Annotated in this window: 23 protein-coding genes, 1 tRNA gene and 1 other RNA gene; 3 read left to right on the top strand and 22 right to left on the bottom strand. The window is 61.2% G+C overall.

Annotated elements, in window-relative coordinates; all coding sequences use genetic code 11:
- The first annotated feature begins 339 nt into the window (after nt 1–339).
- Nucleotides 340–681, top strand: a complete 342-nt coding sequence (locus BQ4888_RS15415) for a DMT family protein (protein WP_092058251.1) — start codon at nt 340–342, stop codon at nt 679–681.
- A gap of 3 nt (nt 682–684) precedes the next feature.
- On the opposite strand, the gene BQ4888_RS15410 is transcribed toward BQ4888_RS15415, so the two are convergent.
- Nucleotides 685–1287 carry a GDSL-type esterase/lipase family protein gene (locus BQ4888_RS15410; protein WP_240746364.1) on the bottom strand — a complete coding sequence of 201 codons (603 nt, stop codon included), beginning with the start codon at nt 1285–1287 and terminating at the stop codon, nt 685–687.
- Nucleotides 1288–1502: 215 nt separating this feature from the next.
- On the opposite strand from BQ4888_RS15410, the gene BQ4888_RS15405 reads away from it, so the two are divergent.
- The gene (locus BQ4888_RS15405) at nt 1503–2003 is read left to right on the top strand and encodes a L,D-transpeptidase family protein (RefSeq protein WP_092058247.1); all 501 of its coding nucleotides are present in this window, start codon (nt 1503–1505) and stop codon (nt 2001–2003) included.
- Nucleotides 2004–2249: 246 nt separating this feature from the next.
- Here the strand turns inward: BQ4888_RS15405 and sucD are convergent, their stop codons facing one another.
- The 19 genes from sucD to BQ4888_RS15310 all read right to left on the bottom strand — a co-directional run bounded on the left by sucD (nt 2250) and on the right by BQ4888_RS15310 (nt 22482).
- A complete protein-coding gene (gene sucD / locus BQ4888_RS15400; protein WP_092058245.1) occupies nt 2250–3122 on the bottom strand; it encodes a succinate--CoA ligase subunit alpha in 873 nt (290 codons plus the stop codon).
- Nucleotides 3123–3156: 34 nt separating this feature from the next.
- A complete protein-coding gene (gene sucC / locus BQ4888_RS15395) occupies nt 3157–4326 on the bottom strand; it encodes an ADP-forming succinate--CoA ligase subunit beta (protein WP_092058243.1) in 1170 nt (389 codons plus the stop codon).
- 135 nt (nt 4327–4461) lie between these two features.
- Nucleotides 4462–5106, bottom strand: coding sequence for a fructose-6-phosphate aldolase (fsa, locus tag BQ4888_RS15390; protein ID WP_092058242.1), 645 nt, complete (start codon nt 5104–5106; stop codon nt 4462–4464).
- A complete protein-coding gene (gene mutY, locus BQ4888_RS15385; RefSeq protein ID WP_240746363.1) occupies nt 5103–6257 on the bottom strand; it encodes an A/G-specific adenine glycosylase in 1155 nt (384 codons plus the stop codon). The genes fsa and mutY overlap by 4 nt, the downstream gene beginning before the upstream one ends.
- Nucleotides 6254–7306, bottom strand: a complete 1053-nt coding sequence (gene hisC, locus BQ4888_RS15380) for a histidinol-phosphate transaminase (RefSeq protein ID WP_092058240.1) — start codon at nt 7304–7306, stop codon at nt 6254–6256. Before hisC ends, mutY begins: the two co-directional genes overlap by 4 nt.
- Before the next feature lie 23 nt (nt 7307–7329).
- Nucleotides 7330–8394: a cyclic dehypoxanthinyl futalosine synthase gene (gene mqnC, locus BQ4888_RS15375; RefSeq protein ID WP_092058238.1), complete on the bottom strand. Its 1065-nt coding sequence runs from the start codon at nt 8392–8394 to the stop codon at nt 7330–7332.
- 93 nt (nt 8395–8487) lie between these two features.
- Nucleotides 8488–10512 (bottom strand): hypothetical protein, encoded by a 2025-nt coding sequence (locus tag BQ4888_RS15370; protein ID WP_140396685.1) that lies wholly within the window; start codon nt 10510–10512, stop codon nt 8488–8490.
- Between the two features lie 205 nt (nt 10513–10717).
- Nucleotides 10718–11797 (bottom strand): aminofutalosine synthase MqnE, encoded by a 1080-nt coding sequence (mqnE, locus tag BQ4888_RS15365; RefSeq protein WP_092058235.1) that lies wholly within the window; start codon nt 11795–11797, stop codon nt 10718–10720.
- Between the two features lie 38 nt (nt 11798–11835).
- The gene (locus tag BQ4888_RS15360) at nt 11836–12486 is read right to left on the bottom strand and encodes a UbiX family flavin prenyltransferase (RefSeq protein ID WP_276609566.1); all 651 of its coding nucleotides are present in this window, start codon (nt 12484–12486) and stop codon (nt 11836–11838) included.
- 13 nt (nt 12487–12499) lie between these two features.
- Nucleotides 12500–13378, bottom strand: coding sequence for a UbiA-like polyprenyltransferase (locus BQ4888_RS15355; protein WP_092058232.1), 879 nt, complete (start codon nt 13376–13378; stop codon nt 12500–12502).
- A gap of 181 nt (nt 13379–13559) precedes the next feature.
- Complete coding sequence (gene nifJ, locus BQ4888_RS15350; RefSeq protein WP_092058230.1) at nt 13560–17141, bottom strand: pyruvate:ferredoxin (flavodoxin) oxidoreductase; 3582 nt, start codon at nt 17139–17141, stop codon at nt 13560–13562.
- Nucleotides 17142–17337: 196 nt separating this feature from the next.
- The gene (recR, locus tag BQ4888_RS15345; RefSeq protein ID WP_092058228.1) at nt 17338–17937 is read right to left on the bottom strand and encodes a recombination mediator RecR; all 600 of its coding nucleotides are present in this window, start codon (nt 17935–17937) and stop codon (nt 17338–17340) included.
- 192 nt (nt 17938–18129) lie between these two features.
- Entirely contained in the window at nt 18130–18444 is a 315-nt protein-coding gene (locus tag BQ4888_RS15340; protein WP_092058226.1) for a YbaB/EbfC family nucleoid-associated protein, read from the bottom strand.
- A gap of 85 nt (nt 18445–18529) precedes the next feature.
- Nucleotides 18530–20209, bottom strand: coding sequence for a DNA polymerase III subunit gamma/tau (gene dnaX / locus BQ4888_RS15335; protein WP_092058224.1), 1680 nt, complete (start codon nt 20207–20209; stop codon nt 18530–18532).
- A gap of 68 nt (nt 20210–20277) precedes the next feature.
- Nucleotides 20278–20376, bottom strand: an RNA gene (gene ffs, locus BQ4888_RS15330) — signal recognition particle sRNA small type.
- A gap of 49 nt (nt 20377–20425) precedes the next feature.
- Nucleotides 20426–20513: transfer RNA gene (locus tag BQ4888_RS15325), tRNA-Ser, on the bottom strand.
- A 69-nt stretch (nt 20514–20582) separates the two neighbouring features.
- On the bottom strand, nt 20583–21269 hold the full coding sequence (radC, locus tag BQ4888_RS15320) for a RadC family protein (protein ID WP_092058222.1): 687 nt from the start codon (nt 21267–21269) through the stop codon (nt 20583–20585).
- 171 nt (nt 21270–21440) lie between these two features.
- Entirely contained in the window at nt 21441–21938 is a 498-nt protein-coding gene (locus BQ4888_RS15315) for a ferritin-like domain-containing protein (protein ID WP_092058220.1), read from the bottom strand.
- A 46-nt stretch (nt 21939–21984) separates the two neighbouring features.
- Entirely contained in the window at nt 21985–22482 is a 498-nt protein-coding gene (locus tag BQ4888_RS15310) for a ferritin-like domain-containing protein (RefSeq protein WP_092058218.1), read from the bottom strand.
- 177 nt (nt 22483–22659) lie between these two features.
- On the opposite strand from BQ4888_RS15310, the gene BQ4888_RS15305 reads away from it, so the two are divergent.
- Entirely contained in the window at nt 22660–23778 is a 1119-nt protein-coding gene (locus tag BQ4888_RS15305) for a hypothetical protein (protein WP_092058216.1), read from the top strand.
- Nucleotides 23779–23849: 71 nt separating this feature from the next.
- Here the strand turns inward: BQ4888_RS15305 and BQ4888_RS15300 are convergent, their stop codons facing one another.
- Entirely contained in the window at nt 23850–24548 is a 699-nt protein-coding gene (locus BQ4888_RS15300) for an SDR family oxidoreductase (protein ID WP_092058213.1), read from the bottom strand.
- Nucleotides 24549–24575: 27 nt separating this feature from the next.
- Nucleotides 24576–25889 carry a M23 family metallopeptidase gene (locus BQ4888_RS15295; RefSeq protein WP_092058211.1) on the bottom strand — a complete coding sequence of 438 codons (1314 nt, stop codon included), beginning with the start codon at nt 25887–25889 and terminating at the stop codon, nt 24576–24578.
- Nucleotides 25890–25969: the final 80 nt, after the last annotated feature.

The raw sequence follows: 25969 nt of genomic DNA, 5'->3' as shown, positions 1-25969 counted from the left end.
GTGCCTGGGGCGTGCGGCTATAAAAAGGGGTTGCTTTTTACGCTTCGTCTTGCGCATGCCCGGGTCGCGAACGTCTCTCTTAGTTCGCTATTTACTCCCCCTGCCCCGGGCTTGTCAACAGGGAAAAAATATCGAGAAAAAGCATTTAGAAAACAGATAGTTGTAAAAATTTCTCAGGACTTTTTCCGGACCTTTTCCGGCCGTTTTTTAAATCGATCGAGCCGCGTATCCGCCGACGGGAAAAATCTGTTGTCGCCGCCTCGGACCGGGAGTAATATCGCCGCGCCCGAAAGCGCTCTTTTCGGCACCAGACCCTCCATCTCGCGCGAGGTAGCGGCCATGCCCGTCGTTCTGCAAACCACCCTCCTGCTCATCCTCTCCAATCTCTTCATGACCTTGGCCTGGTACGGCCATCTGCGCAACCTGAGCCACAAGGCCTGGTACATCGCCGTCGTGATCAGTTGGGGGATCGCCTTCTTTGAATACGTGCTCCAGGTGCCCGCCAACCGCATCGGCTACGGGGCCATGAATCTGGCGCAGCTGAAGATCCTGCAGGAAGTCATCACCCTCTCGGTCTTTGTTCCCTTCGCCCTTCTCTACATGGGCCAGCCCCTCAAGCTCGACTACCTGTGGGCCGGGCTCTGCCTGCTCGGCGCCGTCTATTTTATCTTCCGCGCCTGAGGTTCAAATACCGCCGGCCTTGGCGATGAGCGCGGCGAGCTTTTCCGCCAGAAGCGCATAGCCACGCCCATTGGGATGGATCTGGTCGCTCTTCAATTCCCGCTCGCTGAGGATTTTCGCCAGGATCTTCTCCTCGTAAGGCAGGGCGAACTCCTCGGCCAGTTCCCCGTAAAGGGGATCGGCCGAAAGGAAGAGTCCGACTTGCGGCACCCCGACCAACAGCACCTCGGCGCCGGATTCTTGACAGAGCGCGATCATTTCCCGCAGATTGCCGATCAATACCTCGCGGTCGAGCCGCCGCAGAAAATCATTGCCGCCGTGGCAAAGAATCACCAGCGCCGGTTGGTACTCCGCCAGCAATTCCGGCAGCCGCTTCAGACCGGCGGCGGCAACCTCGCCGGGGACCCCGGCATTGACCACCTCTCGCCCGAGAAGCCCGGCGAGCACCGCCGGGTAGGTTTCCTCCGCACCGGCGCCGGTGCCGTGGGTCAGGCTGTCGCCGAAGGCCAGGATCACCGCCTCTCCATCGAGTGGGGAAATCCGAGGCGTCTTTTCGCAGGCGGCCAACAGCCAAAGGGCGAAGAGGCAGCAAACCGTAACCAGCAACCGGTGACCCCACAAGTCTCCGGATCGACCTGAAATCTTCACGACAAGCATCTTGACCTCCGGACAGATGAGCATTAACTATACATAGAGTTTAGCAAAGATCGACCGGAACAAAAAAAACGACGACCCCGAGACGGAGAAACTCCCCCACGCGGCACGGCATTTGCTTTTCAGTCAGCAGCATGGAACCCGCCGACCGGAGGGAGGACGAATTCATGAAACGATCGATCAAAATAGCCTTAAACCTCATTCTTTTCATGGCCTTGAATCTACCGGCGGGGGCTTCGACCCCCCAGGCCGACCGCGTGCTGGTGGTCAAAGGGGAGCGGCGCCTGTACCTTTACCAGGGGGAGGAACTGCTGCGCAGTTACAAGATCGCCCTGGGCAAAAATCCCGTCGGCCACAAAGAGCGCCGGGGGGACAACCGCACCCCCGAGGGGCGCTACACCCTTGATCGGCGTGTCGTCGACAGCAAATTCTACCGTGCCATCCACATCTCCTATCCCAATGAACGGGATGAGCGGCGGGCCGCCGCCAAGGGAGTCCATCCCGGCGGGAGCATCATGATCCACGGCGTGCCCAACCGCTACAGCGACGGCAAGGACTTCTTCGTCCGCCATGACTGGACCGAAGGCTGTATTGCCGTGACCAACGAGGATATGTTCGAGATCTGGCAGCTGGTGGCCGAAAACACCCCCATCGAAATTCGCCCCTGAAATTTTTTCCCGGACCCTTTACAAAAGGGACGGCGGTGGTAACCTTTATTCAAACGCCAGCAAGGGAGGATGACAGCATGAATGTCTCCGAGCCACCGGGTCACGACCGCGTCGGCCATGAAGCCTTGGCCCGACGCTAATTCCCTCGAACCAATGTAACTTTCCAACCAAAAACATACCGATAGACAAAAAGCCCCGGTGCCAGCCGGGGCTTTTTCTTTCCATCACTTCACTCACGCAAGTCGTCTATCCCTTAAGCGCCGTCAGCATCGCCTCGCCCATGCGGGTCGGGCTGACGGCGACGGTCACGCCGCATTCCTGAAGGGTGCGGATTTTGTCTTCGGCCTTGCCCTTGCCGCCGGTGATGATCGCCCCTGCGTGCCCCATGCGCTTGCCGGGGGGAGCGGTGACGCCGGCGATAAAAGCGGCGACCGGCTTGGTCATGTGGTCGCGAATCCACTCGGCCGCTTCCTCCTCGGCACCACCGCCGATCTCCCCGATCATGAAGACCGCCTCGGTGGCCGGGTCGTCGTTGAACATCTTGATGACGTCGATGAACTTCATGCCGATGATCGGGTCGCCGCCGATGCCGACGCAGGTCGACTGGCCGAGTCCGGCGTCGGAGAGCTGCTTGACCGCTTCGTAGGTGAGGGTGCCGCTGCGGGAAACAACGCCGATCTTCCCCGGTTTGTGGATATAGCCGGGCATGATGCCGACCTTGCATTCGCCGGGGGTGATGAGGCCGGGACAGTTGGGACCAACGAGCCGGGTCTTGCTCTGCTCGACGATGCGCTTGGCCATGACCATGTCGCGGATCGGCACCCCTTCGGTGATGCACACCGCCAGCTCGATGTCGGACTCCACCGCTTCAAGGATGGCGTCGGCGGCCCCCGGCGGCGGCACGAAGATCATCGAGACGTTGGCCTGGGTGATGCGCAACGCCTCGTCCATGGAATCGAAGACGGGAATGCCGTCGACGTGAATCCCCCCCTTGCCAGGGGTGACGCCGGCGACGATGTTTGTGCCGTACTCGCGGCACTGGCGAGTGTGAAAGAGACCGGTCTTGCCGGTGATCCCCTGCACCACCACACGACTGTCTTTATTGATCAGAATGGACATCGGGCGTTCTCCATGAGTTGAAGGGAAGCAAGACTCAAGCCTCGGCCTGGGCGAGCATTTTCACGATACCGGCGGCGCCGTCACCGAGGGTGTCGACGCAGCGCACGTTGAGCCCCGATTCGAGGAGCAGCTGTTTGCCCTCCTCGACCTGGGAGCCGTCCATCCGCACCATGATCGGCAGGGTGCAATGGAACTCGGCCGCCGCTTCGATGATCCCTTGGGCGATGACGTCGCAGCGCATGATGCCGCCGAAAATGTTGACGAAGACCCCGCGCACGTCACGATCCTGCAGGATGATCTTGAAGGCTTCGGCGACCTTCTCCCGGGTCGCGCCGCCGCCGACGTCGAGAAAGTTGGCCGGTTCGCCACCGTTCTCCTTGAGCACGTCGAGGGTCGCCATGGCCAGCCCGGCGCCATTGACCATGCAGCCGATGTTGCCGGTCAATTTGATATAGGAAAGGTCGAACTTGCCGGCGTTGATCTCCAGCGGGTCCATCTGCGAATAGTCTTGCAGGTCGTGATACTCCCAGTGGCGGAAGAGGGCGTTGTCATCGAAGTTGATCTTGCCGTCCATGGCCAGCAGCCAGCCGGCCTTGGTCACCACCAGGGGGTTGATCTCCACCAACGAGCAGTCCTTTTCCAGCAGCATACGGTAGAGGTTGAGGATGAGCTGTACGCAGTCCTCGCAGAGACTACCTTTCAGGCCGAGGCCGAGGGCGATCCGGCGGGCCTGATGGGAGCGCAATCCAGTGAAGGGGTCGATGGTCAGCTTGAGAATCTTTTCCGGATGCTTGACCGCCGTCTCCTCGATGTCGACCCCGCCGTCGGCGGAGGCGATCAGGCAGTAGCGGGAAGTTGCGCGGTCGAGGGTGATGGAAAGATAGAACTCGCGGGCGATTCCGACCGCTTCCTCGACCAGGATGCGCCGCACCTTGAGCCCCTCGGGGCCGGTCTGGGGGGTGATGAGACGCTTGCCGAACATTTCTTTGGCGGCCTCGTGGGCCTGCTCGGGATGGTGCACCACCTGCACGCCGCCGGCCTTGCCGCGACCGCCGGCATAGATCTGCGCCTTGATCACACAATGGCCGCCCATCATCTTGGCGGCCCGCTCCACCTGATCGGCGGTGAGGGTCACCCGCCCGCGCGGCACGGGAATGTCGAACGCGCTGAAAATCTCCTTGGCCTGATACTCGTGAATATTCATAGGCACCTCGTAAGGGGAAGGCAAAAAATCGCCCGAAAAGATAAGGCCCGCCGGACTATCCCGCAAAGTTTAGCAGGAGAGTGCCCGACGGGCCAGTGATGCACGGCAACGGAACTGAAAATTCTCCGCGATCCGCTATTTTTTCGCCTTTTCCCAGTCGGCCATGAACTTGGCGATGCCGACATCGGTCAGCGGGTGCTTGGCCAGTTGGCTGATGACCGACGGCGGGATGGTGCAGATATCGGCGCCGAGGAGCCCGGCGTTGAGGACATGCATCGGGCTGCGCACCGAAGCGACAATGATTTCGGTGGCGTAGCCGTAGTTGTCGAAGATGGTGCGGATCTGCTCGATCCCTTCCATGCCGTCGTGGCCAACGTCGTCGAGCCGGCCGACAAAGGGGGAAACGTAGCTCGCCCCGGCCTTGGCGGCCAGGAGCGCCTGCAAGGCAGAGAAGACCAGGGTGACATTGGTGCGAATCCCTTCGGCGCTAAAGATGCGGGTCGCCTTGAGCCCCTCTTCGGTCATCGGCACCTTGATGACGATATTTTCGTGAATCGCCGCCAGTTCCCGCCCTTCGCGCACCATCCCCTCGGCATCGAGGGCGATGACCTCGGCGGAGATGGGGCCGTCGACGAAGGAGGCGATCTCGCGGATGACATCCTTGAAGTCGCGGCCGCTCTTGGCGATGAGCGAGGGGTTGGTGGTCACGCCGTCGACCAGGCCCAGGGCATGAGCGGCGCGGATTTCGCCGACTTCGGCGGTGTCGATGAAGAATTTCATGGTCTGCTCCTCGATTCAGGGGTTGAAGGTTGGCTTTGGATCAGATCGGAGAGAACTTTTTTATGGGCGCCGTGCAGGGGCAGATCGGCCAGTTCCACCGCGGTCAACCGGCGGCTCGCGACCCCCTCGGCGACCGCGAATTCGTCGGTGACGGCCGCCCGGTAGAGACGCAGGTCAAGTTTGAAGTGGCTGTAAACGTGCCGTACCCGCCCCGCTTCGGTCGGCTCGCCGGCCAATCCCAGATCGGCCAGCAACCGCCGGGCCACCACCAGCGGCAGTTGCCCTTCGGCGACATCGCTCGCGGGAAACTCCCAGAGGCCGCCGAGCATTCCGGAAAAAGGGCGCTGACGGACCAGAAAACGGCCATCCCGTTCCAGCAGCAGAGCCACCTGCATCCGCGTCGGCACACTCTTTCTCGCGGCGCGCCTCGGCAATTCATCTTCCAGCCCCAGAGCTTTGGCCCGGCAGAGCCCGGCCAGCGGGCAGCGCGGACAATCGGGACGACGGGGGGTACAGAGAGTGGCGCCGAGATCCATAATCGCCTGGGCGTAATCGTGCGAGCGATTTTCGGGAGTGAGGGCTTCGGCCCAGCGCCAGAGTTCTTTTTCCGTAGCCGTCGCGCGAGGATCGTCGGTCACGGCAAGCAACCGGCAGAGCACCCGGCGCACATTGCCGTCGAGGATCACCCCCGGCCGGTCGAAGGCGATGGCGCGAATCGCCCCGGCGGTGGAACGCCCCACTCCCGGCAGCGCCTGCAAGGCTTCCAGTGTTTCGGGGAAACGTCCGCCGTGCTCGGCCGTCACCTTCCGGGCGGCGGCGTGCAGGTTGCGGGCGCGGGAGTAATATCCGAGACCGGCCCAGAGTTCGATGGCCGCATCCAACTCGGCGGCGGCCAGATCAAGGACCGTGGGAAAACGCTCAAGAAAACGCTGATAGTAGGGGATGACCGTAGCCACACCGGTCTGCTGCAGCATGATCTCGGACAGCCACACCCGATAGGGATCCCGCGTCCCCCGCCAGGGCAGCTCCCGCCCTTCCCGCCCGTACCAGTCGAGCAGCAGCGGGGCAACGGATTCAGGATCGAAAGGCAGGTCGGGGTTCGATGTAGGGGCGCAGCATGCTGCGCCCTTACAGGTGGCTTGATCCGTCACCCGATTTCCCGCAGCGCTTCAATCGTCCGTTCCATCTCCTCGCGGGTGCCGATGGAGATGCGCAACCCCTCGGCCAAGAGCGGGTCGGAGAAGTGTCGCACCAGGATCTTGCGTTGATAGAGGCCGTCGTAGACGCGCTTGCCGTTGCGGTCGGGCGGGGTGGCGAAGACGAAGTTGGCCCGCGACGGAATCACCCCGTAGCCGAGCACCCGCAACTCTCCGGTGAACCAGGCGCGGGTCTCGCGGATTTTGCGCACGCACTCGGCGAAATAGGCCTGATCCTCTAGTGCCGCCGTCGCCGCCGCCTGAGCCAGGCGGTCAAGGTTGTAGTGGTCGCGGATCTTATCCAGCGCCGCGATCACCTCGGGACGGGCGACGGCCAGCCCCAGGCGCATCCCGGCCAGGCAGTAGCTTTTGGAAAAGGTTCGGGTCACCACCACGTTCTCGTATTTCTTTACCAGCGCCAGGGCGTTCTCGTCGGCGAAGTCGGCATAGGCCTCGTCCACCACCAGCATCCCGGCGCAGCGCTGGGCGAGATTCTCGATGAACTCCAGCGGATAGGTGAAGCCCAGGGGGGCATTGGGATTGACCAGGAAGAAGAGCTTGCCCTCGTAGCGCGCCGGAAAATCGGCCAGCTCCCACTTTTCGGTGAGGCCGAAGGTGCGTACCCGCGCCCCCTGGATTTCCGCCAAGGTGGCGTAGTAGGTGTAGGAGGGATGAACGAAGGCGATCTCCTCCTCCTCCCCGGCGAAGGCGCGAATCAGGTTGTTGAGCAGCTCGTCCGAACCGTTGGCCATGATCACCCAGGACGGATCGAAGCCGTACAGCTTCCCCGCCGCCACACGCCCGGCCCGGCTCGCCGCGTCGGGATACTTGCGCAAATTGCCGCCGTCGCCGCCGAGTTCGGCGAGAATCGCTGCGACCACCTTCGGCGAGGGTGGATAGGGATTCTCGTTGGTATTTAGCTTGATCCACGCCGCCTCGTCCGGCGGCTGGAATCCCGGCACGTAACCGGCCATCTGTTGGATATTCTTACGCAAGGGGATCATAAGGCAGCCTCTCGGAACGCGGTTCAGTACTCTTCCAGAATCTCGTACAGGGTGTTGCGCTTGGCCGGGATGAAACCGGCGCCGCGGGCAAGGTCGATGATCTCTTCGATGTTCATGCGAAAGGAGCAGCCGGCGGCGGCGACGACGTTTTCTTCGAGCATCGTCCCGCCGAGGTCGTTGGCGCCGAAGAAGAGCGCCACCTGGGCCATGCGCGCCCCTTGCGTCACCCAGCTGGCCTGGATGTTGTCGACGTTGTCGAGGACGATACGGGAGAGGGCCAACACCTTGAGATATTCGACGCCCGTCGCCGTTGTCCCGCCCAGTTCGGTGTTGCTCGGCTGGAAAGTCCAGGGGATGAAGGCGGTGAAGCCGCCGGTTTTCTCCTGGATTTCCCGCACCCGGAAGAGGTGTTCGACGATGTCGGCCGGTTTTTCCTTCGAGCCGAACATCATCGTCGCGGTGGTGCGCATCCCCTGAGCATGGGCCTCTTCCATCACTGCCGCCCAGTCGCGCCAGCCGATCTTGTTGGGGGAAATCTCCAGGCGCACCTCGTCCACCAACACCTCGGCACCGCCGCCGGGGACCGAATCGAGACCGGCGGCCTGCAGCCGTTTGAGGCACTCGGGCATGGTCAGGCCGGAGAGCTTGGCGACATGAATGACCTCGGCCGGCGACAGGGAATGGATCTGCACCTGGGGAAAGCGAGCCTTGATCCCCCGGAAGAGCTCCTCGAACCAGTCGATGGTCAGCGTCGGATGCAAGCCTCCCTGCATCAGCAGTTGGGTACCGCCGCGGTCGACCAGTTCCTGAATTTTGCCGTGAATCGTTTCGGAATCGAGCAGATAGGCGTCGGTATCGCCGTCGTTGCGATAGAACGCGCAGAACTTGCACTTCGAGACGCAGACGTTGCTGTAGTTGACGTTGCGGTCGACGACAAAGGTCACCCGGTTGTGGGGATGGCGCTTGCGGCGAATGCCGTCGGCCAACTTGCCGACGGCGAGCAGATCGGTTTCGGTGAGCAGGCGCAGGGCCTCGGCACGGTTGATCCCCGCGCCCCGGCTGATTTTTCCGGCGATACGTTCGAGCATGCGATTCCTTCATCAATCAAAAGAACACTTTGTCCCGGGAGCAATCCGTAAACAGCTGCAGGGTTTTCGAGACTCCTGGAGGGCTCGCTGTCCTTAGCCGCTGTCGGCCATCCGCGCCATGTGCGCCCCTAACGTTGCGGAGGCGACTGACACCATGAGCGGAATCTCCCGAAGGGACACTTTTTCATCAGCCAGCGCCTCGGCCACATAAAACATACGAGGCCAGGGAACCGGCGGTTTAGAAACCGACTTGAGCCAAAGGGTGGTCAGAACCAGGCGTACCAACCATTGGCCGCGGCGCTTTTTGAATACCCCATCCAGCAGGGCATCGATCAGCAATTCCGGATCCTGTCGGTTTTTCTTTTTCCCCCAAATTTTGGCTATTTCCCGGTCGATATCGTTGTCATCCTCGAACCAGGAATGGGCAAAAATCTCTGTAGCGGGCCAGTCAAATGAGGCCTCCAGCGCCTTGTGACGAACCTGATCGGCGAGATCCTTTTCTTTCAGTTCGCTGCGCAGCACGGCCAGCTCCCGGCAAGGGTCGAAGGCAACCGCCTTCCACTGATCGCGACCAAGCCGTTCGGCAATGGCGACCAGCCAATGCGACGGAACATTTCCCTGGCGAGATCCATCCGCCAGGGCTTGGCAAAGGCGGGCATCGAGGTAGGCGGCGGATGATTCGATACCCCCGGCCTCGCGACCCAGCATGGCCAAAAATTTCTTGCGTTCGCGTTTGTTTTCCAGGGGGATAAGGAACGCATCCGCCACCCCAACGCCAACTTTGAGCAACATCGAGCAACTGACAAAACCTTTGCCGGAGGGCACGATGACTTGAAAAGACTGGGCGCCGGCACCGTCGACGGCCGAGGCATGAACAGTTAGGGTCGCATGTTTGGGGATGGCGGCGCACTCCACCCGTGCCTTGCGAGCGTTGGTGATCGCCTGATCGATATGTCCGCGCAACGTTTCGGGAAACCAGTTGCGGGCGATAATCAAGCGACGCAGGGCTTCGGGCGTGAAGCGATGGCCAGCGATACTCGCCAGCAGAAGCGCCACGCCTTCGCGCACCTCGATCCGGGGATGGAAGAGCATTAGCGCCGCGGCCTCGCGAATCATCGGATTTTCCGCGCCGAACATGGCTCCACAAAGCGCTACCTGAACCTCGGCATCACCAACCGCCATGACCTGGAGAAAGGCGTCGAACAACTCGAAGGGGGAATCAAGGTTCATCTCGGTAAAACTCTGAAAGAGTCCCTTCATCGCCTCTTCGGGAGACACATCGAAGCGTGCGGCCGTCTCTTTCCCTTCGGCAAACATCCGTTCGGTACTGGCGGCGTGCACCACGGGCAGAATCTCGACCCGCGCCTGGAGCAGCATGTGAGTCACCGCCGAACAAAGTTGATCATCAACGCCGGCCACGAACACCTGACGCGCCAGCGCTTCCTGCCATTGAGCCATACGTCGTTCCGCGTCGGGGCGACGACGCTCCAGCTCGACCCGCAGGATCTCCAAGGCATCGAAAAGCAGTCGCAACGCGGCGTCAAAACGCTCCTCATCCTTTGGTCCCTGGGGAACGAGCCGGGGGAGCAGGATCGCCAGCTCGTCACCAGCCTGCTCGTGGTCGAGTAGATAGCGCCGCAGCTCGGTCTGCACATCGCGATGCACGGTGAAATTTTCATCTTTCTGAACTTGTTGGTAGCGATCGACAAACTCGGACATGCCGGCCGGTACCGCCGGCTGCGGTTCGAACAATCCCAGCTGTCGACCCTTTTCGGTTTTTTTTCTCGGCCCGGCGGGCCGGCCGCGTACCGAGCTTTTGAGCAGGTCAAAAAAGCCGGCCATCGCTTCGTCTTCGATTTCCGGCGGGGGCGTCGCCGCGCGAACCACCGTCTCCGGCCTGGGGAAGGGTTTGCCCTTGTAGGGTCGGCCGTCGATACGCTCGCGCACCTTACGGTAACGTTCGTACATGGCCTTGAGCCAGGCCGGATTCCTGTTGACGAGATCGACAAACATCTCCAGCAGCTCATCGGCCGCCGCCGACTGTTCGTGCAAATCGTTAAGGTAGGGGCCGGCCATGGGCTCGTCGGGATCGAAACCGAAATCAATGACCGCGAGCATCTTGCCTTTGTCGTTCAGCGCAAAAATCGTGTTCCGGCGGCAGTCGCAATTTTTTTCGACGCAATAAGCCTCGATAAACCCATAAATTCCGGACTTGATCTTGCCTACCTTGCGAGGCAGATTAAACGTGAAAAGTTCATAATCCCCATTGGGGAAAATGACGGGATAAGGAACCATACCGGGGGTGTCGTCAAAACGCATCATGTCAATAAACCCGCAACTCGCGATAGAGCGTATCCCGCTCCACGGGAATCCGGCCCGCCTTGCGGATCAATTCGACGATCTGTTCCTTGCTCATGGCCTGGGGAGAATCGGCGCCAGCGTCGTGGCCGATCTTCTCCTCGACCACGGTGCCGTCGAGATCGTTGACCCCGAAGGTCAGGGCAACCTGGGCGATCTTCAGCCCGAGCATGATCCAGTAGGCCTTGACGTGGCGGAAGTTGTCAAGATAGACGCGGCTGATGGCCAGGGTTTTCAGGGCATCGACGCCGCCTACCCCTTTGGCCCCCGGCACACGAGTGTTGTCAGGCTGGAAGGCCAGGGGGATGAAGCTCTGGAAGCCGCCGGTACGATCCTGCAGACGACGCAAGCGGTCAAGGTGATCGATACGGTCTTCATAGGATTCGAGATGGCCGAAGAGCATGGTGGCATTGCTCTTGAGTCCGGCGCGATGGACCTTTTCCGTCACCTCCAGCCAGCGCTTACCGGAGATTTTCTCCGGACAGATCAGCTCGCGCACATCCTCCGCGAAGATCTCCGCCCCGCCACCGGGCAGGGATTCGAGTCCGGCCTTCTTCAGCTCGTCGATCACCGCCTCCACGCTCTGGCCGGAGATGCGGGCGAAATAGTCGATCTCCACGGCGGTGAAGGCCTTGATGTGCAACGCCGGGTTGTCGGCCTTGATGCTGGCAAGCATCTCCAGATAGAAGTCGAAGGGCAGATCGGGGTGCAGCCCGCCGACCATGTGGATCTCCGTCGCCCCGGCGGCGGCAGCTTCGGCGGCCTTGGCCAGCACATCATTGAGGGCCAGGGTGTAGGCGCCGGCATCCCCTTCCCCCTTGCAGAAGGCGCAGAAGGTGCAGCGGTTGACGCAGATGTTGCTGTAATTGATGTGGCGGTTGACGTTGAAATAGACCCGGTCGCCGTTCTGGCGGCGGTTGGCCAGGGCCGCCAGCTCGCCGATGGCGAGCAGGTCGTTGCTCTGGAAAAGCTCCAGCGCCTCAATGTCGGAAATGCGTGCACCGGTACGAACCTTGGCGCGGAGATTTTCAAAAAACTTGACCATGATGGGTTCCGTCGAAAGTTCGGGCCGGAGAGGCCGAATCAATCCTTGGCTGTCGCGCTGCCTTCTCCCCATCGCGGGAAAAGCCGGTGGGGAATGCGCAGGTTATCGAGAATTTTGCCGACCAGGAAATCGACCAGTTCGTCGATGCTTCGCGGCCGGTGGTAAAAGGCCGGCATGGCCGGCAGGATCCGGGCACCGGCCTGGTCGAGACGCAGCAGGTTCTCCAGATGAATGCGGTTGAAGGGGGTCTCGCGGGGGACGAGCAGCAACTCCCGCCGTTCTTTCAAAGCCACGTCGGCGACCCGCTCCACCAGGTTGTTCGCCAACCCGGCGGCGATACGCCCCGCCGTCCCCATGGAGCAGGGGCAGACGACCATCGCATCCGGCGCGGAGGAGCCGCTGGCGACCGGGGCGAAGAGGTCGTCCTCGTCGTAGTGATCGAGCCGCTCCGGTGCGTCGAATCGGGCGCGCAGCTGCTCCCGCCGCTCCGCCACCGAGCCGCTTAAATCCAGCCCCGTCTCATAACGCAGGACATCAAAACCGCTGCGGGTGACCAGCAGCGTCACCCGGCAATCGGCCTTGAGCAGCTCCTCGACCAGGCGCACGCCGTAAATGGAGCCGGAAGCTCCGGTGATGGCGACGACGATATGTTGCATAAACCCGGTGATCAGTGATTGGTTGTTGGTCATTGTTGCAAACCTGTTATCGGGCCAACGCGTCGACCAGAGTGAAGAGGAAAATCGTCACGCTGATGTAACCGTTCATGTTGAAAAAAGCCGCATCGAGCCGCGACAGATCGTCCGGTTTGACCAGTTGGTGTTCATAGGCGATGAGGCCGCTGACCACGGCGAGACCCAGGTAGTAGATCCAGCCCAGGGGCAAGCCCAGGGGGATAATCAATAGGAACGCCACCATCAATCCATGAAAAACCTTGCCGAGCAGGATGGCGTTTTTGACGCCGAGGAGTACCGGAATCGAATGCAAGCCCTTGCTTCGATCGTACTCCACGTCCTGCAGGGAGTAGAAGATATCGAAGCCGGCCACCCAGAAGAGCACCGCCACCCCCAACACCAGCACCGGCCAGCCGACATCGCCGCGCAGGGCGATCCAGGCGCCGATGGGAGCGGCGGCCAGGCAGATGCCGAGGACGATATGGGCGAAAGAGGTAAAGCGTTTGCAGTAGGCGTAAAGGACGAAAAAGCCGAGGGCCACGGGCGCCAGATAGAAGCAGAGGGGGTTGAGCATCCAGGCGGACAAAAGGAGCAGGGCGACGGCGGCGGTGACGAAGAGCCAGGCCTCCAACCGGCTGACCCGGCCCGCAGGGATGTGCCGCCCGGCGGTGCGGGGGTTGTCCTTATCGATGCCGGCATCGATGATGCGGTTGAGACTCATGGCGGCGGTGCGCGCCCCGACCATGGCCAGGCAGACCCAGAAGACCTGGCCCACCGTCGGCGCCCGTCCGCTCGCCAGGGAGGCGAAGACCACCCCCATCAGGGCGAAAGGGAAAGCGAAGACGGTGTGGGAGAATTTGATCATCTCCAGCAGATCGTGAACTTTATTGAACCAGACGGCGGTGGACATCGACACCTCTTATCTTATGAAATTGGGCCGAAAGCCTTAGGCTTTCGGCCCGCCGAGTGTACACTTCCGCCCCGGCCGGTTCAAGGCCTTTTCCGCCCGCCCCGGCAGCCCGGAATAATCGAAAGCCCCCGGCGAGCGAGTCGCCGGGGGCTTCGGTTCTGCTATCGCGAAGGACTCGCGGTTATTTCTTCACGCCGCAATCGGCCTGCATCTCCGCCAGTTTCTTGTAGAGATCGTAGCGGGATGCGGTTTCGCGGTTGGCCTGCTCCATGAGCTTGGCCGCCACTTCCGGCTGGGCTTTCTGCAGCACCCGCCAGCGGTTCTCGCCCTTGGCAAACTCCTCAAAGCTGATGGTCGGCTCTTTGGAATCGAGCTGCAGCGGGTTCTTGCCCTGATCCGCCAGACGGGGGTCGTAGCGGAAGAGCGGCCAGTGGCCGCAGGCCACCGCCTTCTTGCATTCGTCCACGGCAGTGGTCATGTCGATGCCGTGAGCGATACAGTGGCTGTAGGCGATGATCAGCGACGGACCGTCGTAGGCATCCGCTTCGAGCATGGCCTTGACCACCTGGCCGGGATTGGCCATGGAGACCTTGGCGACGTAGATGTTGCCGTAGGTCATGGCGATCATGCCAAGATCCTTCTTCGGCATGCGCTTGCCGCCGGCGGCGAATTGGGCCACGGCGCCGAGCGGGGTCGACTTGGAGGCCTGGCCGCCGGTGTTGGAGTAAACCTCGGTGTCGAGGACCAGGACGTTGACGTTCTCGCCGGAGGCGAGGACGTGGTCGAGGCCGCCGTAACCGATATCATAGGCCCAGCCGTCGCCGCCATGGATCCACACCGACTTCTTGACCAGGTAATCGGCCAGGGAAAGGAGCTGCTTGGAATCGGCGTCGGGACATTGGGCCAAGGCCGCCTTGAGCTTGGCGACGCGGCCGCGCTGGAGTTCGATAGCCTCCTGGGTCGACTGGTCGGCCTTCTTGATCTCCTCGAGCAGGCCGGCGTATTCCTTGCCGGCCTGGCAGAGATGACCCGACAGTTTATCGATCAACTCCAGGGCCTGCTGGTTGAACTTGTCCACGGCCAGACGGAAGCCGTAACCGAACTCGGCGTTGTCCTCGAACAGGGAGTTGCTCCACGCCGGTCCGAGACCGTCCTTGCGGGGGGTCCAGGGCGTGGTCGGCAGATTGCCACCGTAGATCGACGAGCAGCCGGTGGCGTTGGCGACCAGCATGCGGTCACCGAAGAGCTGGGAGCAGAGCTTGACGAAGGGGGTCTCGCCGCAGCCGGCGCAGGCGCCGGAGAACTCGAACATCGGCGGCAGCAGCTGGCTCCCTTTCAGGGTCGCACGGTTGACCAGAGCCGGGTCGGTGTCGGGCAGAGCCAGGAAGAAATCCCAGTTTTTGGCCTCGTCATCACGCAGCGGGGCCTGGAAGACCATGTTGATCGCCTTGTGGCCCTCGACCGTCTTGCTCTTGGCCGGGCAGTTGTGAACACAGGCGCCGCAGCCGGTGCAATCCTCGGGGGCGACTTGCAGGGTGAACTTCTTGCCCGCCGCTTCCTTGCCCTTGGCTTCGCAGGACTTGAAGGTAGAGGGCGCACCCTTGAGCAGCTCGGGGTCGTAGATCTTCATGCGGATCGCGGCATGGGGGCAGACAAAAGAGCAGATGCCGCACTGGATGCAGAGCTCGCTGTCCCAGACCGGGATGTCGACGGCGATGTTGCGCTTCTCGAAGAGCGCGGTGCCGACCGGGAAAGTGCCGTCGGCGGGCATGGCCGAAACGGGGAGTTTGTCGCCCTTGCCTTCGATAATCGGCGCAGTGGTCCGCTTGACGAACTCGGGCGCGTCGGCGCCGACCGCCGCCTTCATGCGGATGGCGCTGTCGGCCTTGGCTGGAACCGGCACTTCCTCGATGTTGTTGGTGCCGGCATCGACCGCCTGGTAGTTCATCTTAAGAACCTTCTCGCCGGCCTTGCCGTAACTCTTGTCAATGGCGTCCTTGATCTCCGTCACCGCCAGGTTGAAATCGATGATGTTGGAGATTTTGAAGAAGGCGGTCTGCATGATGACGTTGATGCGGGGACCGAGGCCGATCTCGTTGCCCAGGCGCACGCCGTCGATGACGAAGAACTTGAGCTTTTTCGAGATAATCTGCTCTTGGACTTCAAGCGGCAGATGGGGCCAAACCTCATCCTTGTGGAAGGGGCTGTTGAGCAGGAAGGTACCGCCCTCTTTGATCTTCGAAAGCATGTCGTACTTCTCCAGGAAGGAGAAGTTGTGGCAGGCGACGAAGTCGGCGCTGTCGATCAGATAGGGGGAGCGGATCTCCTGCTTGCCGAAACGCAGATGGCTGGTGGTCATGCTGCCGGCCTTCTTGGAGTCGTAGACGAAGTAGGCCTGCACCTTGTTGTCGGTCGTCTCGCCGATGATCTTGATGGAGTTCTTGTTGGCGCCGACGGTGCCGTCCGAGCCGAGGCCGTAGAACATGGCGGCGTAGACGTTCTGGGGCACTTTGAAATCAGCATCGAAATCGAGGCTGCAGCCGGTGACGTCTTCCTTGATGCCGACCACAAAATGATTCTTCGGCTTGGCGGCGTCGAGATTGTCGAAAACGGCCTTGACCATGCCCGGGGTAAACTCGAAGGAACCAAGACCGTAGCGGCCGCCGACGATAACCGGATAGCCCTGGAAGCTGAAGAGGCCGTCGGCCATGGCCTCGCCGATGGCGGTGCGGACGTTGTGGTAAAGGGGCTCGCCCATGGAGCCGGGCTCCTTGGTGCGGTCGAGAACGGCGATCTTCTTGACCGTCTTGGGCAGGGCCTTGACGAAGGCTTCAGTGAGATAGGGCAGGAAGAGGCGGACCTTGAGCAGACCGACCTTCTCGCCTTTACCGTTGAGGTAGTCGACCAGCTCATGCACGGTATCAGCGCCAGAGCCCATCATAACGATGACCTTCTCGGCGTCGGGGGCGCCGACGTAGTCGAAGAGATGGTACTGACGGCCGGTCAGTTTGGCAAACTTGTCCATCTGCGCCTGAACGATGCCGGGCACCTTCTCATAGTAGGCGTTGACCGTCTCGCGCCCCTGGAAGTAGACGTCAGGGTTCTGGGCGGTGCCGCGCATAGTCGGATGATCCGGCGAAAGGGCGCGGGCGCGGTGGGCACGCACCAGCTCGTCGCTGATCATGTGGCGCATGTCGTCCTGGGAGAGCGCTTCGACCTTCTGCACTTCGTGGGAGGTGCGGAAACCGTCGAAATAGTGGAGGAAGGGGATACGCGACTCCAAGGTCGAAGCCTGGGCGATCAGCGCGAAGTCCATGACTTCCTGCACGTTGTTCGAACAGAGGAAAGACCAACCGGTAGAACGGCAGGCCATGACGTCCGAATGGTCGCCGAAGATCGACAGCGCCTGGGCAGCGATAGCGCGGGCCGAGACATGGAAGACCGTGGGGGTCAGTTCCCCGGCGATCTTGAACATGTTGGGGATCATCAGCAACAGGCCCTGGGAAGCGGTGAAGGTGGTGGTCAGCGCACCGGCTTGCAGGGCGCCGTGCACGGCGCCGGCGGCGCCCCCTTCGGACTGCATTTCCACGACTTTGGGCACGGTCCCCCAGATGTTTTTCTCGCCGACGGCGCTCTTGGCGTCGGAGATCTCCCCCATGACCGAGGACGGGGTAATGGGGTAGATGGCAATCACCTCGTTGGTGGCATGGGCGACGTGGGCCGCCGCGGTATTGCCATCGATGTTGACCATTTCACGGGACATGAACTTTCCTCCTTTTTCTGTCTTGATTCTCTTCAAGCGAGAAGTTTCGGCAACGGAATCTGTCTTGATTCCGCCACCGCGTTCTAGAAACCATCAATGGTACAGCTTGCGTAAGCCATTAATGCCCTCCCCGCGCCTGCCGGCGTGGAAAGGGACAAACAATGGTATAGCAAAAAATCAAAAAACACCCGGGAGGTCAGAGGTCCCGGCGTCCTTCTACCGCTCGATGCACGGTGGCCTCATCCACATATTCGAGGTCGCTCCCCAGGGGGATGCCGTAAGCCAGACGCGTCACCCGTACGCCCAGGGGCCGGATCAACTGGGCCAGATAGAGAGCGGTGGCCTCGCCTTCGACGGAAAAGTTCGTGGCGACCAGAACTTCCCGCACCCGCCCATCCTTGAGCCGAGTCAGCAGTTCGGTAATGTGCAGATTCTCGGGGCCGACACCGTCCAACGGAGAGAGGGCGCCATGCAACACATGGTACCTGCCCCGAAAAGAACGGCTGCGTTCGACAGCGATGAGGTCCTGCGGTTCTTCCACGACACAGAGGAGAGAATCGTCGCGCCCGGGATCGGTACAGAGCGCGCAAGGATCATGCTCGGTGATGTGAAAACAGGTGGAACAGAAGCGCACCCTGGCCTTGAGGTCAAGGATGGCGCCGGCCAGCGCCTCGGCCTCCCCCGGAGGCTGCCGAAGAAGATAAAAGGCCAGCCGGGTCGCGGTCTTGCGACCGATTCCGGGGAACTTGGCCAGCTCGGCGATCAGCCGGGTGAGCGACGGGATGGAGTCTACCATGAGTTTCTTCGAAAATCCAAGTGTTTAAAATAGCGTTTTATTTATTTTAAGGTCATCAAACTTTTTCACAACAAGCTTTAGAAAAAATAAAAAATGACCCCCCGCTGCTCAGGATATTAAACAAGAAGCCGCCATCGGAATCTCCAACGGCGGCATACTCGGGTCAAGGAAGCAGGGCAGGCATCGGGGCGGCTAGAAAAGTCCGGGGATATTCATGCCGCCGGTAATCTTGCCCATCTCCGCCTGCATCATGTCCTGGCTCTTCTTGATCGCCTCGTTCACCGCAGCCAGCACCAGATCCTGCAGCATTTCCACATCTTCAGGATCAACCACGCTCTTTTCGATCTTCAGGGAGAGCAGCTGCTGCTTGCCGTTGACCACGGCGTGCACCATGCCTCCGCCGGCGGTCGCCTCGACCTGCCGCTCCCCCAGCTCTTCCTGCAGGCGCGTCATCTTCTGCTGCATCAACTGCGCCTGCTTCATGATATTTCCCAGACCTTTGGACATGATCCGCTCCTTTTCTGCTATCGCTTAAACAACGATCGGTTGAATGCCACGGCGCGGGCGGCGCCGGTGAGGGTAATGATTCCGCTTATACGAAGCCTTTGTCGATGGGCAGCACGTCCCGGATTTCCCCGGAAAAGACCTTGACCGCCGTCTGCACCATGGGATGGGCCAGGGCATCCTCGCGCAGCCGCTTGCGGCGATCCGTCTCTTTGGCCTGGCGTTCTTCGAGCAAGGAGGGCGGCGCCTGGTGCCTTCCCTGCTCAATCGGCACAACCCGGATGGTCACCGGCTGGCCGTAATATTCGCCGGCAATTTCGGTAAGGACCGCCAGGGTTTCGCTGTCCCGCAACTGTTCGAGGTGGAAAGAACCCGCCGGAAAACCGATTTCCAAAAGCGGCAACTCCTGTCGCAGCAGACTACCGTGTTCCAGCAGGGAACCAACCATCGGCCGGCGGGAACGGACCTGGACGACCAGCCCCGGCCAGCCACCGCCATCGGCGACGGGAGCAGCCGGGGCCTCAGCCTTTTTTGGCGGTGCCTCTGCCTCCCGCACTCCCACCGACGGACTCCGAGGCGCTGGCGTCGGTTTCGGCGTGGAGACAGGCAAGCCTCCGCCGGATGACAGTCGCCGCTCCAGCTCATCGAGCTTGCGCACCAGACCGGCCAGATCCCGGCTCGGCGGCAGGGTGGTCAGGCGCACCAGGGCCATCTCCATGGTCAGTCGGGGAAAAGAGGAAGCGACCAGTTCCCCTTCGGTCTTCATCAGCAAGGTCATGGCCCGCTGCGCATCCTCCGCGGCGATCTCCTTGCCCAAGCGTTGCAGCAGGATGATCTCGTCCCCAGACAGGGAGAGGATATCGGACGGATCTTCCAGCACTTGGCAGAGAATCAGTGCCCGGCAGAGATCGACCAGCTCTTGGCAGAACTGGCGGAAGGAATGGCCGAGATCGTCCACCCGCCGCACCGCGTCGAGCACCCGCCGACTGTCCCGCTCGATCAACGCTTCCAGTACGTCGAGCAAGAGCCGCCGGTCGACCATGCCGAGCAGCCCCTGGACGTCATCATCGGCGACCTCGTCGCCGCAAAAGGCGATCACCTGGTCGAGGGTCGAAAGGGCATCGCGCATGCTCCCCTCCCCGCGCCGGGCCACCAGGCCCAGAGCACGGTCGGAGATACGGATGCCTTCGGCATCGACGATCTCGCGCAGGCGCGCTGTCACCTTGGGCAGGGGAATTTTGCGGAAATCAAAGCGCTGGCAACGGGAGAGGATGGTGACCGGAATCTTGTGCGGCTCGGTGGTGGCGAAGATAAATTTGGCGTGATCGGGGGGCTCTTCCAGGGTCTTCAACAGAGCGTTGAAGGCATTGATCGAGAGCATGTGCACTTCGTCGATGATGATGATCTTGAAGCGGGAACGGGAGGGGAGATAGCGGATGTTCTCGCGCAGCTCGCGGACATCATCGACGCCGGTGTTGGAAGCGCCGTCGATTTCAAAGACGTCGACGCTCTGGCCGGCGGTTATTTCCTTGCAGGAAGGGCAGACATTACAGGGGGTGGCGGTCGTGCCGGTTTCGCAGTTGAGGGCTTTGGCGAAGATCCGCGCCGCCGAAGTCTTGCCGACCCCGCGCGCGCCGGTGAAGAGAAAGGCATGGTGCACCCGCCCCGCCTGGATGGCGTTGGCCAAGGTGCGGCTGACATGCTCCTGGCCGACCAGGTCAGCGAAAGTCTGGGGGCGCCATTTGCGGGCCAGTACCAGATACGACATGCGCTTCAGGCAACTCCGGGCAAGGATGAAAGAACGCCGGCCATCCAAAAAGCATTGCCGGCACAAGTGACAGCCAGGCGCCCCCGCGGCACACGGATAGTGCCGTTACCGCTGCTCCCTTCCGGGCCTGACGGGGTTCACGGCCACCCGTTGCGCGGGACCCGGCTGTCACTTCTGTCGGCAATTAACCAAACCCAAAAGGGGTAAAAATAAAACTGGCGGAGAGGGGGGGATTCGAACCCCCGGTACCTTGCAGTACACATGATTTCCAATCATGCACCTTCGGCCTCTCGGTCACCTCTCCGCAGACTGCGAAGAATACACAAACACCCCCCGGCTGTAAAGAAATTTTTCTCTCGGGAGGCGACGCAGATCAGCCCATCAGTCCGCGATCGACGAAGCTGACGTACTGGCCGCTGCCGATGATGATGTGATCGAGAACCCGCACCCCCATAAGTTCGCCCGCTTCCCGCAGCCGCCGGGTGAGTTCCAGGTCCTCGCGGCTCGGCGTCGGGTCGCCGGAAGGATGATTGTGGACAAAGAGGACAGCGGCCGCCGATTCCCGCACCACCGGCGCGAAAACCTCGCGGGGATGAACGATGCTGGCATTCAGGCTCCCCTCGGAGATACGCACCTCACGCAGCACCCGGTTCTTGCTGTCGAGCAGCAGGGCGATGAAGACCTCCTTGCGATGGTCGCGCAGGCGCTCGTGAAAATGTCGATAGACCTCAGACGAACAGGTATAACGCGCTCCCGGTTGTAGATCCTCGCCGCCGAAGCGGCGCGCGATTTCAAAAACAGCCTGCAATTCAGCCGCTTTGGCTGGGCCAATCCCCTTCGTTTCGCTCAATTCGGCCGTTGTGGCCCGGGCCAGTCCGCGCAGATTGCGAAACCGGCTCAGCAGCACCCGCGCCTGGTCGACGGCGCTCGTTTTGCTGGCGGCGTCCCCGGTACGCAGCACCAAAGCCAGCAATTCGGCATCGGTCAGGGCCGCCGACCCTTGCAGCAGAATCTTCTCCCGAGGACGTTCGGCTTCAGGCCAATCCTTGATCTTGCGCATGGGCAAACCCTCCTTGTTTTGATGGTCATTGCAACGGTTCGAACTCTAGCACGGACGTTTCCCCCCTCCAATAAAAATTAGCTGATGCAAATTTTAAACATCCGTGGGCACAAAAAAACCCCGGACCTGAAGGTTCGGGGCTTTTTTGTAGCGGATTGTTTATTTCAATGACTATTCACGAACATAGGTGTCGATATCGGTTTCATGGACCATGCCCATGGTGCGGGCGTATTCCGATTCGATAATGGCATAATGGGTACGAGTTTCCTTGGCCACTTGTTCGAGAACGGCGCGGGCCATGGGATCGACCACCTTCTGGGCGAGCATGGTGAAGTTTCTCTCCATGTCCTCTTCTTCCTTGAGGGCCAACTCCCGCACCTTGCGTTCGGACATGTTTTCATTCAGAGCCTTCTGCAAAGAGACCAGCATGGCCGAATCGGGATGCGGGGGTCCGTTGATAAAGACGTCGAAGGCGCCGAGATCGGAGCCCTTGTAGTAATCGAAGAAGCGCGCGAGGTTCTCCCGCACTTCGCTCGCCAACCGTTCAAGAACCTTCTTCCCATCGGGATTCTTGTTGACCTCGGCAGCTTTGAGATAGAAATCCATGAGATTTTTCTTGGAATGAATCGCCTGCTTCAGGGCTTCCTGAACTTTGAGTTCCTGGGGCATCGTCACCTCCTGTCGGCTAGGGGATAGTGCGCTTTTCAGCGGCTCGCTACTCTCTCACAAAGGTATTGATATCGGTTTCGTGAACCATCCCCATGATGCGGGCATATTCCGATTCGATGATCTGGTAGTGGTGATTGGTCTCCTTGGCCATCTTCTCGAAAACCGCCTTGATTTTCGGATCGCTGATGCGCGCGGCAGTGTCGAGCAGATCCTTTTCCAGCTTCTGCTCTTCTTTCATGGCGATTTCCATGGCCTGGCGCTCGCTCCCGCCGGCAGCCAGGGCCTTTTCCAGATTGGCGTGCAGGGCCAGCCCCGCCGACGGCGGACGCTTCATGAAATCCTCGAAGGCGCCGAGATCCGTGCCGGGGTAGACATGGAAGAAGTGGCCGGCATGTTCGTACTCATCTTTGGCCAGGGTTTCAAAAACTTTCTTGCCCTGGGAATTCTGCGTGGCTTCGGCCGCCCGCTTATAAAAATCCATCACATCTTTTTCGGTCTGGATGGCCTGCTTCAGGGCGTCGTTCAGGTTCAGCGGTTGAGTCATGATCAGGTCTCCTTTAGGGTCAATGAATGTTGGCAACAGGATGCCGCCTCATAAGTATGCCGGAGGATGAGGCCCTGTCAAAGCCCGGATGAAAGAATTTTCCAAGGGACATTTCAAGGACTTGGGCAAATGCGCCGGGTGTGGCAAGATAAGCGGAACCTATGCGAGGAGGTCCGAATGCATCCCTACACGGACGTGATCAGCAACCAGCCGGCGCTCCTGCCCCGCCGGTCGTTCAGGCAGATGGCCCAACTAGTCAAATGTCTTTACCGGTTGAGCCGCAACCCGTCCTACCGTGCCAGGCTTTGGTCCGAGCTGCCAGAAATCGCCCAGTTTGATCCCGGGCACGATGCCCTGATGATGGGCTACGACTTTCACCAGACCGCCGCCGGACCCCGGCTGATCGAGGTCAACACCAACGCCGGCGGCTGGCTCCCGGCCCTGCTCGCCTGCTACGGTGAGAACGTCCTGAATCCGGCCAAGCTGCCGCCACGGGCCAGGGCGCGGCTGCTTGGCCCGTTCCGCGAGGAGCTGCGGGCCTGGAACGACGGCCGCTCACAGCAACCAACGGGGCTGGCGATCATCGATGAAGAACCGAACGCGCAATTTCTTTACGGGGAGATGGCCTACTGCCGAAAGCTTCTGGAAGAGGCCTGGAAGGTTCCCGTGGCCCTAGTCGATGCCGCCGAACTGACGGCCGATAGCGAAGGCGTCCGCCATGGCGGCAATAAAATCGAACTGATCTACAACCGGCATTGCGACTTCTATCTGGAGGCCCCAGCCCTCGCCAGCCTGCGCGCCGCCTACCGCGCCGGGACGGTCTGCCTCAGCCCCAACCCCTTCGCCTATGGCCTGCTCGCCGACAAGCGCCGCCTTGCCCTCTGGTCCGACGGCGAAGCGTTGGCGGAGTTGGATCTGGCCGTCGCCGACCGGCGCCTGCTGACGGAGCTGGTGCCGACCAGCCGCCTGCTTGCCGATCTCGACCGGGAAAACCTCTGGCGGGAGAAAAAGGATTGGGTGTTTAAGCCCGTCGCCCGTTTCGGCAGCCAGGGCGTCCTCCTCGGCGCGAAGATCACCCGGAGCCGCTTCGATCTCCTCGATCCCCAGGAGACTCTGGTTCAGCGCCACGTTTCTCCCTCGCGAACGGAAAAAGACGGGCATCCGGAAATGAAGACCGACTTTCGCCTCTACGCTTACCGCGACCGGGTGCTGGGGATGACTGCCCGCCTCTACCGCGGGCAGGTGACCAACATGCGCACTCCCGGCGGCGGCTTCGCCCCGGTCATCCTCACCTGAACGCAGAACGGGCCGGGAAGCTGATCTTCCCGGCCCGCTCGATAAAAATCAACGTTAGAGTTCGAAGCAAACTACCAGGGGAGCACCTGGCCGGTATGGGCCCAGAGCTTGCCGGTATCTTTCGCGGTCAAAGCGGTCAGCACCGCAAAGAGATCGGCGGCGCTCTGCCGCGGCTTGACCGGGGCTTCGGCACCGCCCATACGGGTGCTGACCCAGCCGGGATGGAGGGCCACGACGGTGATCCCCCGCCCCTGCAGATCGATGGAAAGGCTCTTGGTCACCATGTGCGCAGCGGCCTTGGAGGAGCGGTAGGCGTACATGCCGCCTTCGGTATTTTCCGTCAGGCTGCCGAGCTGGCTGCCGACGGTGGCGATAATCTTCCGCCGGCTGCGGGCCACCTGCTCGACGAAGGCCACGGCCATCTGCAACGGCGCGATACTGTTGATCTGAAAGGTGCGCAGCCAGGCCTCCGTGTCGATCTCCCCGAAATCCTGCCGTTCGGGGCCGGAAACCCCGGCGTTGTTGAGCAGAATGTCGATTTTCTCCTCCGCCAGGGCGGCGGAAAGGGCACGGATCTGCTCACCGTCCGTCACTTCCAGGGGATAGACGGTCACCGCCCCCGCCGAGCGTTCCGCCAGGGTTTGCAGCTCTGCGGCGGTTTGCGGATCCCGGCAGCAGGCCAGCACCCGCCAACCGTAAGAGGCGAATTCCCGCGTCAGTTCCAGGCCGATGCCGCGATTGGCTCCGGTAATCAGAATAGTCTTTCCCATACACCCTCCCTGCCCATGCGGGCCTGCTCAGTTGGTGGGGGTCAGCTTCAGTTTCTCGGTGATGTTGTTGGCGATCCAGGAACCGTCCCACCACTCGATCGGCTGTACCGACAGGCCCGCAATAACCGTTTCGTAATGCAGATGATCACCGCCGGCCATGCCGGTGGCGCCGCTGTTGCCGATCACATCCCCTTTGGCCACCTGCTGACCGACGGTGACGCCGATACGGCTGAGATGACCGTAGAGGGTCTGCAATCCCAAACCATGGTCGATCACCACGCACAACCCGTAGATGCCCAAGTCGTCGGCATAGACAACGCGCCCGTGGTTGGCCGCAAGAATCCCGATCTGAGCCGTGGAGGCGAGATCGATGCCGAGGTGGGTCTGGCGGTCGATCTCCCGCCCCTCGTAAAAATAGGTTCGATGATCGGCGAAGAGCGCCAGGGTCGCCGCCTTCGGCTGGCTGGCGAAGGCCCCTTGCCAGAGAGGGGTGGGCGAGGTTTCCCGGGCGAAATCGGCCAGGCGCGCCACATTCTTCTTGCGCAGCTCACTGTTGACCTTGAGGAAAATATCGAGAGGATCAGTTGTATTGGGGAAGTGATCCTCGAAGGGGGGCATCTTGGCCTCCAGGAACTGCCGGCTGATCTCGATTTGCCGTTCCCGGAAGGGCTTGGCGCTGGTGTGATAATAGATGCCGGTCAGTCGCTCGTTACCAGCCACATCGACGGCGACAATCTTGGGCACGAACTGCTCCGCCGGCAGATCCCAGGGATAGGCGAAGAGCGCGGCATAGACGCCCGAACCCTGCGGATAGCCGGGGAAGAAACGATCACCGACCATGACCCCGGTCTTGGTCACCGTCTCGGACAGGGTATAGGTCACCAGCCCCGCTCCCCCCCTGGTCAGGTTGTGGTGGCGGCTCAAGGGAGAAATGATCGGCGCCTTGTTGTCGAAATCAAAACTGAAGGTCTGATCGCTGGTGCTACCCGACCCGAGCGGGAAGATGCTGCGGTCGACGACTACCACCCGCAACTGCGCGGGACCGTCCTTGATCCCCAACTGTTGCAGAGGCAGAGGCTCGCTCTGCTCCAGGGTTCCCTCGGGAAACTCCCGGGAAAGAACGTCGAAGGTCGTCTCCCCCTGGGTCAACGTCACCGTCACCTTGCGCAGGCCCGAACCGGGGTCGCTGAGTTTGAGTACCGGCGGATGTTTACTGGAGGTCGCCCCCGATTCGGGCGTCAGCTGAATGTGCGGACTTTTGGTGTCGCGAAAATAGAAATAACCGCCCCCCACCAGGGCGGCGAAAAGCACGGCGATCAATACCAGGGATGAAGTTTTCAACGGTCTGTCCTTTTTTTCATATGAAATTGGTGAAGGTCGCTTCAGTCAAGCGGCCAGAAGCCCTACTATAGCGACGAACT

The sequence above is a fragment of the Desulfuromonas acetexigens genome (assembly GCF_900111775.1).
Classification (GTDB): Bacteria; Desulfobacterota; Desulfuromonadia; order Desulfuromonadales; family Trichloromonadaceae; genus Trichloromonas; species Trichloromonas acetexigens.
The sequence above is the reverse complement of the archived record's forward strand: the minus strand, read 5'-3'. Positions and strand labels throughout refer to the sequence as shown.